General features: G+C 42.5%; 18 protein-coding genes and 1 other annotated feature. All 18 genes read left to right on the top strand.

Annotated features, from left to right (window positions below):
- Positions 1-69: 69 nt before the first annotated feature.
- Positions 70-699, top strand: coding sequence for a uracil phosphoribosyltransferase (upp, locus tag LC20001_RS05860; protein WP_003678756.1), 630 nt, complete (start codon positions 70-72; stop codon positions 697-699).
- A 551-nt stretch (positions 700-1,250) separates the two neighbouring features.
- Entirely contained in the window at positions 1,251-1,967 is a 717-nt protein-coding gene (atpB, locus tag LC20001_RS05865) for a F0F1 ATP synthase subunit A (RefSeq protein ID WP_029507970.1), read from the top strand.
- A 30-nt stretch (positions 1,968-1,997) separates the two neighbouring features.
- Positions 1,998-2,210 (top strand): F0F1 ATP synthase subunit C, encoded by a 213-nt coding sequence (gene atpE, locus LC20001_RS05870; RefSeq protein WP_010009801.1) that lies wholly within the window; start codon positions 1,998-2,000, stop codon positions 2,208-2,210.
- Between the two features lie 107 nt (positions 2,211-2,317).
- On the top strand, positions 2,318-2,842 hold the full coding sequence (gene atpF / locus LC20001_RS05875) for a F0F1 ATP synthase subunit B (RefSeq protein WP_003678752.1): 525 nt from the start codon (positions 2,318-2,320) through the stop codon (positions 2,840-2,842).
- The gene (gene atpH / locus LC20001_RS05880; protein WP_003678750.1) at positions 2,829-3,371 is read left to right on the top strand and encodes an ATP synthase F1 subunit delta; all 543 of its coding nucleotides are present in this window, start codon (positions 2,829-2,831) and stop codon (positions 3,369-3,371) included. Before atpF ends, atpH begins: the two co-directional genes overlap by 14 nt.
- Positions 3,372-3,450: 79 nt before the next feature.
- Positions 3,451-4,977 carry a F0F1 ATP synthase subunit alpha gene (atpA, locus tag LC20001_RS05885; protein WP_003678748.1) on the top strand — a complete coding sequence of 509 codons (1,527 nt, stop codon included), beginning with the start codon at positions 3,451-3,453 and terminating at the stop codon, positions 4,975-4,977.
- Positions 4,978-4,991: 14 nt separating this feature from the next.
- A complete protein-coding gene (locus tag LC20001_RS05890; protein ID WP_010009798.1) occupies positions 4,992-5,927 on the top strand; it encodes a F0F1 ATP synthase subunit gamma in 936 nt (311 codons plus the stop codon).
- A 37-nt stretch (positions 5,928-5,964) separates the two neighbouring features.
- Complete coding sequence (gene atpD / locus LC20001_RS05895; protein ID WP_003678745.1) at positions 5,965-7,413, top strand: F0F1 ATP synthase subunit beta; 1,449 nt, start codon at positions 5,965-5,967, stop codon at positions 7,411-7,413.
- An 11-nt stretch (positions 7,414-7,424) separates the two neighbouring features.
- Positions 7,425-7,850 carry a F0F1 ATP synthase subunit epsilon gene (locus tag LC20001_RS05900; protein ID WP_003678743.1) on the top strand — a complete coding sequence of 142 codons (426 nt, stop codon included), beginning with the start codon at positions 7,425-7,427 and terminating at the stop codon, positions 7,848-7,850.
- Between the two features lie 279 nt (positions 7,851-8,129).
- Positions 8,130-8,363, top strand: coding sequence for a DUF1146 family protein (locus LC20001_RS05905; RefSeq protein WP_010009795.1), 234 nt, complete (start codon positions 8,130-8,132; stop codon positions 8,361-8,363).
- Between the two features lie 28 nt (positions 8,364-8,391).
- Positions 8,392-9,756 (top strand): UDP-N-acetylglucosamine 1-carboxyvinyltransferase, encoded by a 1,365-nt coding sequence (gene murA / locus LC20001_RS05910; protein WP_003678741.1) that lies wholly within the window; start codon positions 8,392-8,394, stop codon positions 9,754-9,756.
- Between the two features lie 200 nt (positions 9,757-9,956).
- A complete protein-coding gene (gene mreB, locus LC20001_RS05915; protein ID WP_010009793.1) occupies positions 9,957-10,940 on the top strand; it encodes a rod shape-determining protein in 984 nt (327 codons plus the stop codon).
- Positions 10,941-10,954: 14 nt separating this feature from the next.
- Complete coding sequence (locus LC20001_RS05920; protein ID WP_010009792.1) at positions 10,955-11,143, top strand: DNA-directed RNA polymerase subunit beta; 189 nt, start codon at positions 10,955-10,957, stop codon at positions 11,141-11,143.
- A gap of 106 nt (positions 11,144-11,249) precedes the next feature.
- Entirely contained in the window at positions 11,250-11,543 is a 294-nt protein-coding gene (gene yidD, locus LC20001_RS05925; protein WP_010009791.1) for a membrane protein insertion efficiency factor YidD, read from the top strand.
- Positions 11,518-11,736, top strand: coding sequence for a DUF2969 domain-containing protein (locus tag LC20001_RS05930; RefSeq protein ID WP_010009789.1), 219 nt, complete (start codon positions 11,518-11,520; stop codon positions 11,734-11,736). Before yidD ends, LC20001_RS05930 begins: the two co-directional genes overlap by 26 nt.
- A gap of 206 nt (positions 11,737-11,942) precedes the next feature.
- Entirely contained in the window at positions 11,943-13,148 is a 1,206-nt protein-coding gene (locus tag LC20001_RS05935; RefSeq protein ID WP_003678736.1) for an FtsW/RodA/SpoVE family cell cycle protein, read from the top strand.
- A gap of 72 nt (positions 13,149-13,220) precedes the next feature.
- Positions 13,221-13,451, top strand: a binding site (T-box leader).
- Between the two features lie 82 nt (positions 13,452-13,533).
- Positions 13,534-14,568, top strand: a complete 1,035-nt coding sequence (locus LC20001_RS05940) for a methionine ABC transporter ATP-binding protein (RefSeq protein WP_010009787.1) — start codon at positions 13,534-13,536, stop codon at positions 14,566-14,568.
- Positions 14,561-15,259, top strand: a complete 699-nt coding sequence (locus tag LC20001_RS05945) for a methionine ABC transporter permease (RefSeq protein WP_010009785.1) — start codon at positions 14,561-14,563, stop codon at positions 15,257-15,259. The genes LC20001_RS05940 and LC20001_RS05945 overlap by 8 nt, the downstream gene beginning before the upstream one ends.
- The last annotated feature ends 40 nt before the right edge of the window (positions 15,260-15,299 follow it).

The raw sequence follows: 15,299 nt of genomic DNA on the forward strand, positions 1-15,299 counted from the left end.
CACGCTGATTTTTTTGGTGTGTGCCGTTTTCTGCAGTCTGCAACTAATATCAATAAGAGGAGCGTAATCATGGGAGAACTACATGTAATTGACCATCCGTTAGTCCAGCACAAGTTAACGATCATTCGCGATAAAAAGGTGGGGACACAACAATTCCGCCAGGTTGTCAACGAAATCGCAACTTTAATGGCCTACGAAGTTACTCGTAATATGGCGACAGAAGATGTGGTCGTCGAAACCCCAATTGCAAAAACAACGCAAAAATCATTAACCGGTAAAAAGGTGGCTATTGTGCCAATTTTACGGGCCGGCTTGGGTATGGTCGATGGCTTCTTAGAATTGATTCCCGCAGCTAAAGTTGGTCATATTGGGATGTACCGTGACCATGAAACTTTGAAACCAGTCGAATACTTTGTCAAAATGCCGACTGATATTGATCAACGGGAATTGTTTGTTGTTGATCCAATGTTGGCTACCGGCGGTTCTGCGATCATGGCGATCGATGCCCTGAAAAAGCGCGGCGCAAAGCAAATCAAATTTGTCGGCTTGGTTGCAGCACCAGAAGGCGTCAAAGCCTTGCAAGAAGCACACCCCGATGTTGATATTTACGTCGCTGGTCTAGATGACTATCTAAATGAAGATGGCTACATCGTTCCAGGTTTAGGCGATGCTGGTGATCGACTATTCGGGACAAAATAACGTGAACTTTAAACTCAGCTGATCTAGCAATGCCTAGATTAGCTGAGTTTATTTTGTTGTGAGCTACTTACAGGTGCCTCACTAACAAAAAAAGTAGCTATTTCACAAACAAAGTTCCAGCACTATAATCGCTAGCGGGCCAAAATAGCTGGAAGCTATTTGGTTTATTTGACTTAGCGGATCAGAATATTTTTGGCTGCAACGTAACCTTGAATTTATTTCCTTTGTATCTAATATTATGGATATTAAACGTAAAAAATAAATTCATATTTATTTTTTTCATGAAAAACTGTGTGCTACTAGGCTTTTTATGATTATAAATCGCTTTCGTATGTCGATAATCAATTTTGTATTTTTAGTGTATTGGTGGTATTATAACGATTGTATTTTAGATGGGTCTGCAACATGTGCTGTCTAAAGTCTTTTCTGCAAATGTGCTTTGATGCGGTCTTAGTTCTATGATACACTCAGAATACAGTGACTTTGTGTACATATGTTTTAACCGTGCAACACTGTGGAAGCAAATCGGTTGTGAAAAGAGGTGAGATTCTGTGAATGAAGAGAGTTACGTTGTAAAGTTTTTGGGGATTCCCTTCAACATTACCAACGTTGTCTCAGGATTGATAGCAATGGTCATCGTATTCTGTTTGGTTTGGTTCTTGTCGCGTAATTTGGCATTACGGCCAAAAGGCAAGCAAAACGTGTTGGAATGGATCATTGATTTTACCAATGGTATTGTCTCGACTAACGTTCCTGGTGAGCAAGGGAAACGGTTCAATTTATTAGCTTTTGTACTGTTTTTATTTATTTTTGTTGCGAACCAAATGGGGCTGTTAGTGCAAGTCATTATTGGCGGCAAGACTTTGATCAAATCACCGACGGCTGATCCAATGGTTACGATGTCTTTAGCTCTGCTGGTCTTATTAGTATCACATTATTTTGGTGTTATGATCTTTGGTTTCAAGGGATATTTGGTCAATTCCTACATGCGACCAGTAAGTTTCATGTTACCAATTAATGTGCTGGAAGAGTTTACTAATTTCCTGACGCTAGCATTCCGTCTATACGGGAACATTTTTGCCGGTGAAGTGCTGCTGACTCTGATCGGCGGCGTCGCAAAGTCTCACGGCCTCGTGACAACAATTGTCGCGTTACCGCTGGAGATGATCTGGCAAGGATTCTCAATCTTCATTGGTAGTATCCAAGCTTATGTATTCGTCACCTTGTCCATGGTTTATATCTCGAAAAAAGTTGAAGTCGAAGAATAGACCAACAAACCTTAGGGAGGAAAGTTAATTATGAATTTTATTGCAGCAGCTATTACAGCCGCAGGTGCCGCTATCGCCGCAGGTTATGGTAACGGTAAAGTTATCTCCAAAACAATCGAAAGTATGGCTCGCCAACCAGAATTATCCGGTCAATTACGTAGTACGATGTTTATCGGTGTTGGTTTGATCGAAGCCCTTCCGATTATCGCCATCGTTATTTCATTCATGTTGATGTCGCGTTAATCGCTGTAGGCAGCATTAAGTCTGCCTTTTTTGATTGAACAGAAATTTCTGCGAATTAAGCGGTGTCCGTGCCGCGGAACACATTCTTACAAAGGAGGTGTCAATAGATGCTTTCACATTTCGTTATTGGTGCTGCCAGTGGTTTATACATTGGTGATCTATTGTTTTATGCCATTTCGTTCATTATCTTAGTTGCGTTGATCAAGCACTTTGCTTGGGGACCAGTGACTAAAATGATGGATGAACGGGCCAACAAGATTTCTGGTGACTTGGACTATGCGGAAAAGTCCCGGAATGAAGCGACTGAATTAGCGGCTAAACGCCAAGCTGAATTAGATCGTTCACAAACAGAAGCCACTAGTATTGTGACAACTGCGCGCCAAAATGGTGAAAAGCAGCGACAAACCATCATCGAACAAGCACAAACTGATGCAACAACTTTAAAGGCTAATGCCCAAAAAGATATTGTTCAAGAACGTGCGGATGCACTGAAGAGTGCCCAAAATGATGTCGCTGCCTTATCTATTGAGATTGCTTCTAAAATCATTCAAAAAGAACTGAATGCCACTGACCAAAAGGCACTGATTGATTCTTATATCGAAGGGTTGGGGAAGCAAAATGGCGCTAGATAAGTATACGATCGGGCAACGTTATGGCACGGCCTTATTTGATCTAGCGACAGAACAAGGAACGATCGATGCGGTTTATGCCGACGTTGCTGCATTACAGCAAGTATTTGCTGATACACCAACTTTGGCGGCCACACTGACTAATGCGACGTTGACCTTAGAACAAAAGCAACCTATTTTAACTAGCTTGCAACAAGGTGCAACTGACAGTGTTAAAAACTTGATCCAAATGGTTTTTGATTATGGTCGGATGAATGAAATGCCATTTATCCTAGCTGCATTTATGCAACGTTATGACCAAGTTAATGGTATTGTCCATGCTAAAGTGACATCGGCAGTTGCTTTGACGACGGAGCAGCAGCAGGCTTTATCGACACAATTAGCGGCCCGTTTAGGTGCTAAACAGATCACAATCGATAATACGGTTGATGAAGCCGTGATCGGTGGCGTGATCGTTGAAGCTAATAATTTGGTTATTGACGGCAGTATTCGCAGTAAGCTTGCACAAGTTCGGCAATTACTATTAGGTTAAAAGGTATTTTGAGATTAGTTTAATTAGCGTTTTGCGACATTTTGTCCAAAAACGGTTTATTTAAAAAGAGGTGAACCCTATGAGCATCAAGGCTGAGGAAATCAGTTCTTTGATCAAACAGCAATTAGCTAACTATTCAGCTGATTTGTCTGTTGAAGAAGTCGGTACCGTAACCTACGTCGGTGATGGTATCGCAAGAGCACATGGCCTCGACAACGCAATGGCCAATGAATTGCTGGAATTCCAAAACGGTTCATATGGTATGGCGCAAAATTTGGAAACAAATGATGTCGGGATCATTATTATGGGTTCATATGACGACATTCGTGAAGGCGATACGGTTAAACGTACTGGCCGGATCATGGAAGTTCCTGTTGGCGACAACATGATCGGCCGGGTCATCAACTCATTAGGACAGCCAATTGATGGTCAGGGTGAGATCAAAACAGATCACACACGTCCTATTGAATTTAAGGCACCTGGTGTTATGGATCGTCAGTCCGTCTATGAACCACTACAAACAGGTTTGAAAGCAATCGATTCGTTAGTTCCAATTGGTCGCGGTCAGCGTGAATTGATCATTGGTGACCGTAAGACAGGTAAGACTTCAATTGCCATCGATACGATCATCAATCAAAAAGATCAGGACATGATCTGTATTTATGTTGCGATTGGCCAAAAGGAATCAACAGTACGTGCTCAGGTCGAAGCACTCCGTCGTTACGGTGCATTGGATTATACCATTGTCGTAACTGCCGGTCCTTCTGAACCAGCACCAATGCTCTACTTGGCACCTTATGCCGGCGCGGCAATCGGTGAATACTTCATGTACAACGGCAAGCATGTTTTGATCATTTATGATGATTTATCAAAACAGGCAGCAGCTTATCGTGAAATTTCCTTGCTGTTACGGCGTCCGCCAGGTCGTGAAGCGTACCCTGGTGATATTTTCTATACCCATTCACGTTTATTGGAACGTGCTGCTAAATTAAGTGAAAAGCTCGGCGGCGGTTCAATGACTGCTCTGCCAGTTATTGAAACTCAAGCTGGTGACGTTTCCGCTTATATTCCAACTAACGTTATTTCAATTACTGATGGTCAGATTTTCTTGGATAGCGACTTATTCTATTCAGGAACACGGCCAGCAATCGATGCCGGGACTTCTGTTTCTCGTGTCGGTGGTGACGCTCAGATCAAGGCAATGAAGAAAGTTGCCGGGACTTTGCGTGTGGATCTAGCTTCTTATCGTGAATTGGAAAGCTTTGCGCAATTCGGTTCTGATTTGGATGCAGCAACACAAGCGAAGTTAAATCGTGGTCGGCGGACTGTTGAGATCCTTAAACAACCTGTGCATAAGCCATTACCTGTTGAAAAACAAGTTTTGATCCTTTATGCATTGCGTCAAGGCTATCTAGACAGTGTACCGGTTGACGATTTGAGCCGTTACGAAGCTGAATTATTCAATTTCTTCGATGGTAGTCATGCTGATGTTTTAGCCGCAATTGCTAAGACCGGTAAATTACCTGAGGATGATTCATTAGATGACGGTATCAAGGCTTTTGCAGCCACATTTAAAGCGAGTGCAACTGCAGCAGCCGCGAACTAGAAGGAGATGAGATTATGGCTGAATCATTAACTGAGATCAAACGCCGGATCGCATCGACTAAAAGTACCGAAAAAATCACCCAGGCCATGCAAATGGTTTCGGCGGCTAAGTTGAATCAGATCGAAAAGAAATCGACCGCTTATCAGCTATACTCTTCTAAAATTCGTGAAATCGTGACCCACATGGCAGCTGCACAGTTGTTGGCAATTAATAATGCCAATGATCTGCGTGAAAAAAATGATGAGCCACAAACCACTCAGGATCAGCTTAAAGTCAGCAGTATGCTCCAACAGCGACCAATCAAAAAGACTGGTTACTTGGTCATTACTTCTGACCGTGGTTTAGTCGGTAGTTATAACAGTAGTGTCATCAAAGCCGTTACTGATATGATCACCAACGACCACAAATCTGCTGATGAATACGTCTTTATGGCGGTTGGTGGTACAGGTGCAGATTTCTTTAAGAATCGGGGCATGAATATTGCCTACGAATATCGTGGTGTTAGTGATGTCCCAACTTTTAATGAAGTGCGGGAGATCGTAACAACTGCGGTTTCGATGTACGATTCTGGTGTATTTGATGAGTTATACGTTTGCTACAACCATCATGTCAATACATTACGTTCAGAATTCCGTGCTGAAAAGATGTTACCAATCACTGATTTAGATGTTACTGAAGTGCAAGATCAGCACATTGAGTACATTGCAGATCCTTCACAAGAAGAAGTGCTGGATGCAATTTTACCGCAGTATGCCGCTAGTTTGATTTTTGGTGCCTTAATGGATGCCAAAGCTGCTGAACATTCTGCCGGTATGAATGCAATGCGTAGTGCAACTGATAATGCCAATGATTTGATCGATAAATTGACGTTGACCTATAACCGGGCGCGTCAAGGTGCGATCACACAAGAACTTACAGAAATTACGGCTGGGGCCAGTGCATTAGAATAGTCCTAGTAATTAAAAATGACGGGAGGAACAAAGCAATATGAGTGCTGGTAAAATTGTCCAAGTTATGGGCCCAGTTGTCGATGTTTCGTTTCCTTTAGATGGTTCACTCCCTGATATCAATAACGCACTGCTCGTCCGTAAAGCAAAAGACGAAACAGTGACGTTGGAAGTTGCGTTGGAATTAGGCGATGGCGTTATGCGTACGATCGCTATGGAATCTACCGATGGATTACAACGAGGTATGGTCGTTGATGATACTGGTAGTTCTATTTCCGTACCAGTTGGTAAAGCAACTTTAGGGCGTGTATTCAACGTTTTAGGTGAAACAATCGATTTTGGTGATAAATTCCCGGCGGATGCTGAACGTAGCAGTATCCACAAACCATCACCAGATTTTGAAGATTTAAGTACATCTTCAGAAATTCTTGAAACAGGGATCAAAGTAATTGATCTGCTTGAACCTTACCTTCGTGGTGGGAAGATCGGTTTATTCGGTGGTGCCGGTGTCGGTAAAACCGTTTTGATCCAGGAGTTAATTCATAATATTGCCGAAGAACATGGCGGTATTTCTGTCTTTACCGGTGTCGGTGAACGGACACGTGAAGGTAATGACTTGTATTACGAAATGAAGGAATCCGGCGTTATCGATAACACAGCGATGGTGTTCGGTCAGATGAATGAACCACCTGGTGCCCGGATGCGGGTTGCCTTGACTGGGGTCACATTAGCGGAATACTTCCGTGATGTTGCGGGCCAGGATGTGCTATTGTTTATCGATAACATTTTCCGGTTCACCCAGGCCGGCTCTGAAGTTTCCGCGCTGTTAGGTCGTTTGCCATCAGCCGTAGGTTATCAGCCAACATTGGCTACTGAAATGGGCCAATTGCAGGAACGGATTACCTCAACGAAAAAGGGTTCTATTACTTCGATTCAGGCGGTTTATGTCCCTGCCGATGACTATACCGATCCAGCGCCAGCAACTGAATTTGCTCATTTGGACGCAACGACTAACTTGGAACGTTCATTGACACAACAAGGGATTTATCCTGCTGTCGATCCATTGGCTTCTTCATCAAGTGCCTTGGATCCCGAAATTGTTGGTGAAGAGCATTACCGTGTTGCCACTGAAGTTCAGCAAGTGCTCCAACGTTACCGTGAACTACAAGACATTATCTCGATCTTAGGGATGGATGAATTGTCTGATGAAGAAAAGATTATCGTTGCGCGTGCGCGGCGGATTCAATTCTTCTTATCACAGAACTTTAGTGTTGCCGAGAAATTTACTGGTCAACCAGGTGCTTACGTGCCTGTTGCTGAAACAGTTAAAGGCTTTAAAGAAATCTTGGCTGGTAAATATGACGATCTTCCTGAAGATGCCTTCCGTGGTGTTGGCCCGATCGAAGAAGTTGTTGAAAAGGCGAAGAAGATGGGTTACGGTCAAGATAGTGCGACGGCTGCTGAACCTAAAAAAGCTGCAGCTAATTAGGAGGTGCACAAATGGCTGACAAACCAGTTTTGACAGTTAATATTGTCACTCCTGATGGGATCGTATACGATCATCACGCAACGATGGTTATTGTGAAGGCCCTCGATGGACAATTGGGGATCATGCCGAATCATGAACCAATCATTGCACCGCTACAAATTGATGAAGTTCGCGTTAAACGTGTAGATAATCCGGGACACGAAGATGCAATTGCCGTTAATGGTGGTTTCATGGAAATGTCCAACAATGTTGCTTCAATCGTCGCTGATTCAGCAGAACGAGAACGTGATATTGATGTATCACGGGCACAGTTAGCTGAACAACGCGCTGAAGAGCGGATCAAAACGGCTAAAGCAAAGCATGATGCGGATGAATTGGCACGGGCGCAAATTAAGTTACGCCGTGCGGTGAACCGAATCAATGTAGCTAAACATTAAGTTTTTTATAAATAAGCCAATGGTAAATTCGTTTACCGTTGGCTTATTTTTTAGTTAGACTGATTTAATGCGATCTTTACGAATCTTGAATTCGGGCGATCTGAGTCGTTAGGTACAGTAAATGATGATAAGCACTGATATAATAAGCTTATCAGGAAAATTCTGACAATTCGATTAGTCTATGATAGAATAGTGACAGGAAAAACAGTTGGATGCAATGCTGCTTTGAGGTTGCATCTATTTTTAACGGCCTAATCTAGTTAAAATGGGGATAATAGCATGCAGAACATCGGTATTCAAGCAGTAATTACATTGGCGTCTTATTTTATTTTTACCGGTGTGGCGTTTTGGGCTTTACAGGCGGTGCGCTTTGATCATTTACTGCGTGCCGGTCATGTCCCTCAGGCGCAGACTTTGTTTATTATTTTAGCTGCTGTTTTAGGTTATCTATGTACTAGCTTTTTCTTAAGTTTTATCGATAACACCCGTAACTTGATTTTCTTGTTACGTTAATCTAGTCAGTGTGACGGAGGGAAATTCCATGGAAAAATTGATCGTGCGCGGTGGTCAAACATTGAACGGAACGGTTGAAATCGAAGGTGCCAAAAATGCAGTTTTACCTATTTTGGCAGCTAGTATCTTGGCTTCTGAAGGCCAGATGACATTGGATAATGTGCCGATTTTATCTGATGTGTTTACGATGAATGAAGTTTTGAATATGTTGCAACTGAATTTAGAATTTGATCAGTTGCGTAAGACGATCGTGCTGGATGCGACTGGGGAGTTATCCTTTGAAGCACCACTAGAGTACGTTTCAAAAATGCGGGCATCAATCGTTGTTTTAGGCCCATTGTTGGCGCGTTTAGGTCATGCGCGTGTGGCTATGCCTGGTGGCTGTGCAATTGGCACGCGCCCGATTGATCTGCATCTAAAAGGTTTCGAAGCTTTAGGTGCGACGATCGAACAGCATGCTGGTTATATTGATGCATGGGCGGACAAATTAGTCGGTAGTAATATTTACTTAGATTTTCCTAGCGTTGGTGCCACACAAAATATTATGATGGCAGCAACCTTAGCTGAAGGCACTACTGTGATCGAAAATGTTGCTCGGGAACCGGAAATCGTTGATCTAGCTAACGTACTTAATAAAATGGGTGCTAAAGTGGTTGGCGCCGGAACTGATACGTTGCGGATCGAAGGCGTTAAGTCGTTACATGGTTGCAGTCACAGCATTATTCAAGATCGGATCGAAGCTGGAACATTTATGGTGGCAGCGGCGATCACCGGTGGTAACGTGTTGATCAAAGATGCAATCAAAGAACATAATAAACCATTGATTTCTAAGCTAGAAGAAATGGGTGTCACTGTCGTCGAAAATGATGCTGGTGTTCGAATCATCGGTAATCAACAGTTACGGCCAACTAGCGTTAAAACACTGCCACATCCAGGCTTCCCAACGGATATGCAAGCACAAATGACTGTGTTGCAATTAGCAGCTACGGGAACGAGCTTGATGACGGAAACCGTCTTTGAAAATCGCTTTATGCATTTAGATGAATTGCGCCGCATGAATGCTGATTTTAAAATTGAAGGCAGTTCAGTTTTGTTATATGGACCGACTGAATTTAATGGTGCGGAAGTGGCAGCTTCTGATTTACGTGCGGCTGCTGCATTGGCAATCGCTGGTTTGGTTGCTAAGGGCTTTACTCGGGTCACTAACTTAAAATACTTAGATCGTGGGTACTATCATTTTCAGCAAAAATTACGTGCGTTGGGGGCTCAGATCATACGGGTGACTGAACCAGCTAATCAAGAGCGTCTGGATGCTGCTTCTTTTGCTAAGGAATTAGCTTATCAACAAGAACAGGATCGCGTGCAGAGTTTAGCAACAATGATCAAGCGATAATTTTAAAGCTATTCGTCGGTTTTAGAGCCGAGAATAGCTTTTTTGATAAAATCTTTACTTTTAAACGGGTTATAGAGCGCCAAGTGAGGTTTTCGTCCTTATGAAGTTATGCTATAATTCAATATTGATTGGGCTAGTGAATTAGCCCGCAACCGAAGTGGAATTAGCTGCTCGGTTCATGTGAGAGGAGAAATATAAATATGGCGAAAGATATCGGCATCGACCTAGGCACCGCTAATGTTTTGATCCACGTTGAGGGCAAGGGCATCGTGCTTAATGAACCTTCAGTTGTGGCAATCGATACAAAGAGCGGTAAGGTACTTGCCGTGGGCACAGAGGCATATAAAATGGTTGGACGGACGCCAGGTAACATTCGAGCGATCCGGCCGTTAAAAGATGGTGTCATTGCTGATTTTGATATTACGGAAGCAATGCTGTCCTATTTTATTGATAAATTAAATGTTAAAGGGGTATTATCCAAACCCAATATTTTAATTTGTTGCCCAACAAATATTACTTCAATTGAACAAAAAGCAATTATTGAAGCTGCAGAAAAATCCGGCGGCCGTAATGTTTACTTAGAAGAGGAACCAAAAGTAGCCGCGATCGGTGCCGGGATGGATATTTTCCAACCCCAAGGCAACATGGTCATTGATATTGGTGGTGGGACTAGTGACATCGCCGTTTTATCAATGGGTGATATTGTGACTAGTCAATCATTACGACTAGCCGGGGATAAAATGGATGCTGAGATTGCCGCATTTGTTAAGAAAGAACATAGTCTGTTGATCGGTGAACATACGGCAGAAAAGATCAAGATCGAAATTGGTGAAGTGTATGGTCAGGATACTGGTAAAACCTTGGATGTTCGTGGCCGCGACATGGTGACTGGTTTACCACGGACCATTACGATCACTTCTAAAGAGATCGAATCTGCTTTACATGATACCATGATGGTCATTGTGCAAGCAGCCAAGGATGTTTTAAATCAAACACCACCAGAACTGTCAGCGGATATTATTGATCATGGGATCATGTTGACTGGTGGCGGTGCATTATTACATGGTATCGCCCAGTTATTTACGGATAACTTGAAGGTACCAGTCATCGTGGCTGAACAGCCGTTAGATGCGGTTGCATTGGGTACTGGCGTGTTACTGGGGAACATTAATAAAAGACGATAGACTGAGGTGATATCATGAATAATGATTCCAATCGATTTGATATTTTTGTTAAGCCAGTTTTGGTTCGGATCCTGTTAGTGGCTATTGCCATGACGATTGCTATCGTAATCGGTGCAATGATCGGCTATGCAGTTGGCGGTGGCAATCCATTGCGGGTTTTCTTACCTAGTACTTGGGGTCACCTATTAGACTTTGTGCGTTGATGAATTAGAGGCTGAGCATTAGCTTGGCTTCTTTTTGCTAGAAATATGGCGTAAAATTGGTCTAGGCGTAATCCGCGAATCCAAGAGGTAAAAGTGAGGTTTAGGTATGCGGTATATAGTGATCAAATTAATCAGTTGGTATCAACACTTTTCAGCACAGACGCCAAATCATTGCCGCTACTATCCGACTTGTTCGCATTATACGCAAACGGCGATATTGCGTTTTGGGGCTATTCGCGGCGGTTTAATGGGCATTAGTCGAATCCTACGGTGCCAGCCGCTTAGTCAAGGTGGGATTGATCCAGTACCACAACGATTTACTTTATTCCGAAATAAAAACACAGTAGATATAGCGAAAGCGAGTGAGAAATATTATGGCGAAACAGCCCAGCAAGATTGAGCTTAGTATTGAAGAAGAAAAACAGGCCGGCGAAACGATTAATGTTGTTTATGATGGTAAACACCGGGTCGGTAGTATTCGACCCGAGGCAGGTCAGTTTGTTGTTGAATTGACTAATGGTGAAGTCTATCACGCTAAGACCTATGATGAAGGTTTGAATACATTGATCATGCAATATCATTTACACAAGTAAAAATGATTATCAGTTGAGAAAATAGATCTGTTAAAACAATATTAGAAGTGAATTACCATGTCTTTAACATAACCGTGCAATTCTAAAAATGGCACTTAGTTTGGTAAGTGGCTGTGTTTATTTGCCAGACTCTAAGTATTACCGTTAATGTTAAATTTGTGGTATAAAAATTGTCCATTATTGTGAAGTAGAGGAAAGGTGAGTTGATGAATCGACAAACAGCTCGCGAGGAACGCGAGAACTCACGGATCGATTACGGTATTATATTTCCGATCATGATGTTAGCATTGGTTGGTTTAGCCTCGATTTATGTCGCTGCTAGTAATGATACTAAAAGTGTTAACGTTGTTAGAATGGTCGTTACCCAATTGATTTGGTACGTGATCGGGATCGGGATCGTTGCCGTGATGATGCAATTTGATTCCGAACAATTATGGAAGATCGCACCTTATGCTTATGGCTTCGGGATCTTTTTGATGATCATCATTTTGGTTTTTTATAGCCGAGCCTATTACGTTCAGACCGGGGCCAAAAGTTGGTTTGCCTTTGGTCCGTTTACGTTCCAGCCGTCTGAGGTGATGAAGCCCGCGTTTATATTGATGGCAGCGCGGGCGGTTCGCGGACATAACGATAAGTATCCGCAACATACGGTACAGACGGATATGCTATTGCTAGGTAAGCTGATTTTATGGATTTTGCCTGTCCTACTATCGTTACATTTCCAAAATGATTTAGGGACTACATTAGTCTTTTTAGCCATCCTAGGCGGTGTTATTCTGGTTTCTGGCGTTACTTGGAAAATTCTAGTACCGTTGATTTCAACGGTCACGGTGATTGGTGGAACTGCCTTAGCTTTTGTTACCACCACTTGGGGGCGTAACATTTTAGGCCGTCTCGGGTTTAAAGCTTATCAGTTTGCGCGGATCGATACATGGCTGAATCCATCCAATGATACCAGCAGTTCCAGTTATCAGTTATGGCGTAGTATGAAGGCAATTGGTTCGGGGCAGATTTTTGGTAAAGGTTTCAACCATGTTGAAGTTTATGTGCCTGTACGTGAATCTGATATGATTTTTTCCGTTATCGGTGAAAACTTTGGCTTTATTGGTTCCACGTTATTGATCTTATTGTATTTCTTGTTGATCTATCAAATGATTCGGGTTACTTTTGATACTAAAAACGAATTTTATGCTTATATTTCAACTGGCGTCATTATGATGATCTTGTTCCATACCTTTGAAAATATTGGTATGAACATTGGCCTATTACCATTGACTGGTATTCCGTTACCATTTGTTTCGCAGGGTGGTTCAGCTTTGATCGGAAATTTGATTGGTATCGGGATGATCATGTCGATGCGTTTCCACTATCACAGTTACATGTTTAGCGCCGACAGCGAAAAGTTTAATTGATGCGAAATTGGTAAATTAACGGTTGTGACTTGACACTGATTTGTAATCTGCTTATAATTGGAAACAATTCAATAAAGCACGTCGAAGGAAAGAAGCTAAGTAAACATTTATAGTGAGCTGTTGGCCAGTGGGAAACAGTAATGTACTTAGTTGAATGGTTCTGGAGTGCTGCTAGGTGAAAGTAAGTAAGCTAGCACGGGGAGCGACCGTTACTCGTTGAGTCTATGACTCATTAAGGTTGATGGAGCAATCTATCAACAAATTAAGGTGGTAACACGTAAAGTTAAGCTTTTCGTCCTTTGACAGCTATTTAGTCAAGGATGAAAAGCTTTTTATTTTTCTAAACACCGCATGAAAATTATTAAGAGAAAGAGATGATCAACGCGTGATTGAAATTAAGGACGTCAGCAGAATTTACCGTGGTAAGAAAAAAACGATCACGGCCGTAAAAGACGTCAACCTAACGATCAATGATGGCGAGATTTATGGTATCGTTGGCTATTCTGGTGCCGGTAAAAGTACTTTAGTCCGAATGCTTAATGGGTTAGAAACGCCAACTAGTGGGACAGTTACGATCAATGATACCGTGATGAGTGATTTAAAAGGCAAGCCACTGCGGGAAGCACGCCAAAAAATGGGAATGATCTTTCAGTATTTTAACTTATTGTGGTCGCGGACGGTTCTAGAAAATGTGACTTTTCCATTAGAATTAGTCGGTATGAGCAAGGTTGATCGCGAAGCTAAGGCTAAGAAGTTGATCGATACTGTTGGTTTGCAGGGACGCGAAAATGCTTATCCAAGTGAATTATCTGGTGGGCAACAACAACGGGTTGCCATTGCGCGGGCGTTAGCAAATGATCCGCAGATTCTATTATCTGATGAAGCCACTAGTGGTTTGGATCCGAAAACAACTGATGAAGTCTTGGATTTACTCTTGAAGATCAACCGCGAGTTAAAAATTACGATCGTCGTGATCACCCATGAAATGCATGTGATCCGTAAAATTTGTGATCGTATGGCAGTTATGGATGAAGGAGCAGTGGTCGAAGAAGGCAATGTCTTCGATATTTTCCGTAATCCTAAAATGGAAATTACGCGTCAATTTGTTTCTGAAGAAGAAACGCCGCAGCTAAACGATACGACTGTGGTGATCAATGAGTTGCTAGCGCAAGTACCAACGGGGAAAATCGTTAAATTGACTTTCCACGGTGATCAGGCTAAGTTACCGATCATTTCTGAAATGTTGCGACAATTTCCCAATGTTGATCTTAATATTGTTGACGGCAGTATTCATCAAACGCAGGAAGGATCAATTGGAACTTTGTATCTGCAATTGTTAGGTGACGATGCTGAAATTGCAGGTGCAACCGATTATCTGCATAAAATGCGTGTGGGAACGGAGGTGATTCGTGGTGAGTAGTACAACAGGCTTCTCCTCATACTTCCACTTTTCACAAGTTGATTGGCCCAGCATGTGGTCGGCAACGATCGAAACAATTTGGATGACGATTTTCTCATTGGTTTTAGTCGCTATTTTAGGTGTTTTACTTGGCTTGTTATTATTCGAAACAACCGGCAGTACTAATTTCTGGGCTCGATTGGTTCATGGCTTGACGGCCTTATTCGTTAATGTTTTCCGGTCGGTTCCGTTTATTATTTTAATCGTGTTGTTATTGCCACTGACTAAAAAATTAGTGGGTACCATCATTGGGCCTAAGGCGGCTTTGCCGTCATTGATCATCTCCGCCGCACCTTTTTATGCGCGAATGGTTGAATTGGCCTTCCATGAAATTGATCATGGTGTGATCGAAGCGGCGGAAGCCATGGGCGCAACGCGGTGGCAGATCGTCTATAAAGTGTTGTTGCCAGAGAGTAGTCCCGCACTGGTTTCAGGGATTACCGTTACTGGTATTTCCCTGATCGGTTTTACCGCAATGGCTGGTGTGATCGGGGCTGGTGGCTTAGGGAACTTAGCTTACTTAGATGGTTTCCAAGCTAGCAATAATACGGTTACCTTAGTTGCAACCATCATTATTTTATTAGTTGTTTTTGTTTGTCAAACAATCGGTGATTTCGTGGTCAAACGACTGGATAAGCGAGTTGCCAATTAAGTTTTGGTTATAAAATGTTTTATGAAAAATGGAGGGATTT

The organism is Loigolactobacillus coryniformis subsp. coryniformis KCTC 3167 = DSM 20001 (assembly GCF_002706425.1).
Classification (GTDB): Bacteria; Bacillota; Bacilli; order Lactobacillales; family Lactobacillaceae; genus Loigolactobacillus; species Loigolactobacillus coryniformis.

Excerpts from the sequence above, each read along its gene's own strand:
- upp (WP_003678756.1), top strand. The coding sequence starts at position 70 with ATGGGAGAACTACATGTAATTGACCATCCGTTAGTCCAGCACAAGTTA.
- atpE (WP_010009801.1), top strand. The coding sequence starts at position 1,998 with ATGAATTTTATTGCAGCAGCTATTACAGCCGCAGGTGCCGCTATCGCC.
- atpF (WP_003678752.1), top strand. The coding sequence starts at position 2,318 with ATGCTTTCACATTTCGTTATTGGTGCTGCCAGTGGTTTATACATTGGT.
- atpH (WP_003678750.1), top strand. The coding sequence starts at position 2,829 with ATGGCGCTAGATAAGTATACGATCGGGCAACGTTATGGCACGGCCTTA.
- atpA (WP_003678748.1), top strand. The coding sequence starts at position 3,451 with ATGAGCATCAAGGCTGAGGAAATCAGTTCTTTGATCAAACAGCAATTA.
- LC20001_RS05890 (WP_010009798.1), top strand. The coding sequence starts at position 4,992 with ATGGCTGAATCATTAACTGAGATCAAACGCCGGATCGCATCGACTAAA.
- atpD (WP_003678745.1), top strand. The coding sequence starts at position 5,965 with ATGAGTGCTGGTAAAATTGTCCAAGTTATGGGCCCAGTTGTCGATGTT.
- LC20001_RS05900 (WP_003678743.1), top strand. The coding sequence starts at position 7,425 with ATGGCTGACAAACCAGTTTTGACAGTTAATATTGTCACTCCTGATGGG.
- LC20001_RS05905 (WP_010009795.1), top strand. The coding sequence starts at position 8,130 with ATGCAGAACATCGGTATTCAAGCAGTAATTACATTGGCGTCTTATTTT.
- murA (WP_003678741.1), top strand. The coding sequence starts at position 8,392 with ATGGAAAAATTGATCGTGCGCGGTGGTCAAACATTGAACGGAACGGTT.
- mreB (WP_010009793.1), top strand. The coding sequence starts at position 9,957 with ATGGCGAAAGATATCGGCATCGACCTAGGCACCGCTAATGTTTTGATC.
- LC20001_RS05920 (WP_010009792.1), top strand. The coding sequence starts at position 10,955 with ATGAATAATGATTCCAATCGATTTGATATTTTTGTTAAGCCAGTTTTG.
- yidD (WP_010009791.1), top strand. The coding sequence starts at position 11,250 with ATGCGGTATATAGTGATCAAATTAATCAGTTGGTATCAACACTTTTCA.
- LC20001_RS05930 (WP_010009789.1), top strand. The coding sequence starts at position 11,518 with ATGGCGAAACAGCCCAGCAAGATTGAGCTTAGTATTGAAGAAGAAAAA.
- LC20001_RS05935 (WP_003678736.1), top strand. The coding sequence starts at position 11,943 with ATGAATCGACAAACAGCTCGCGAGGAACGCGAGAACTCACGGATCGAT.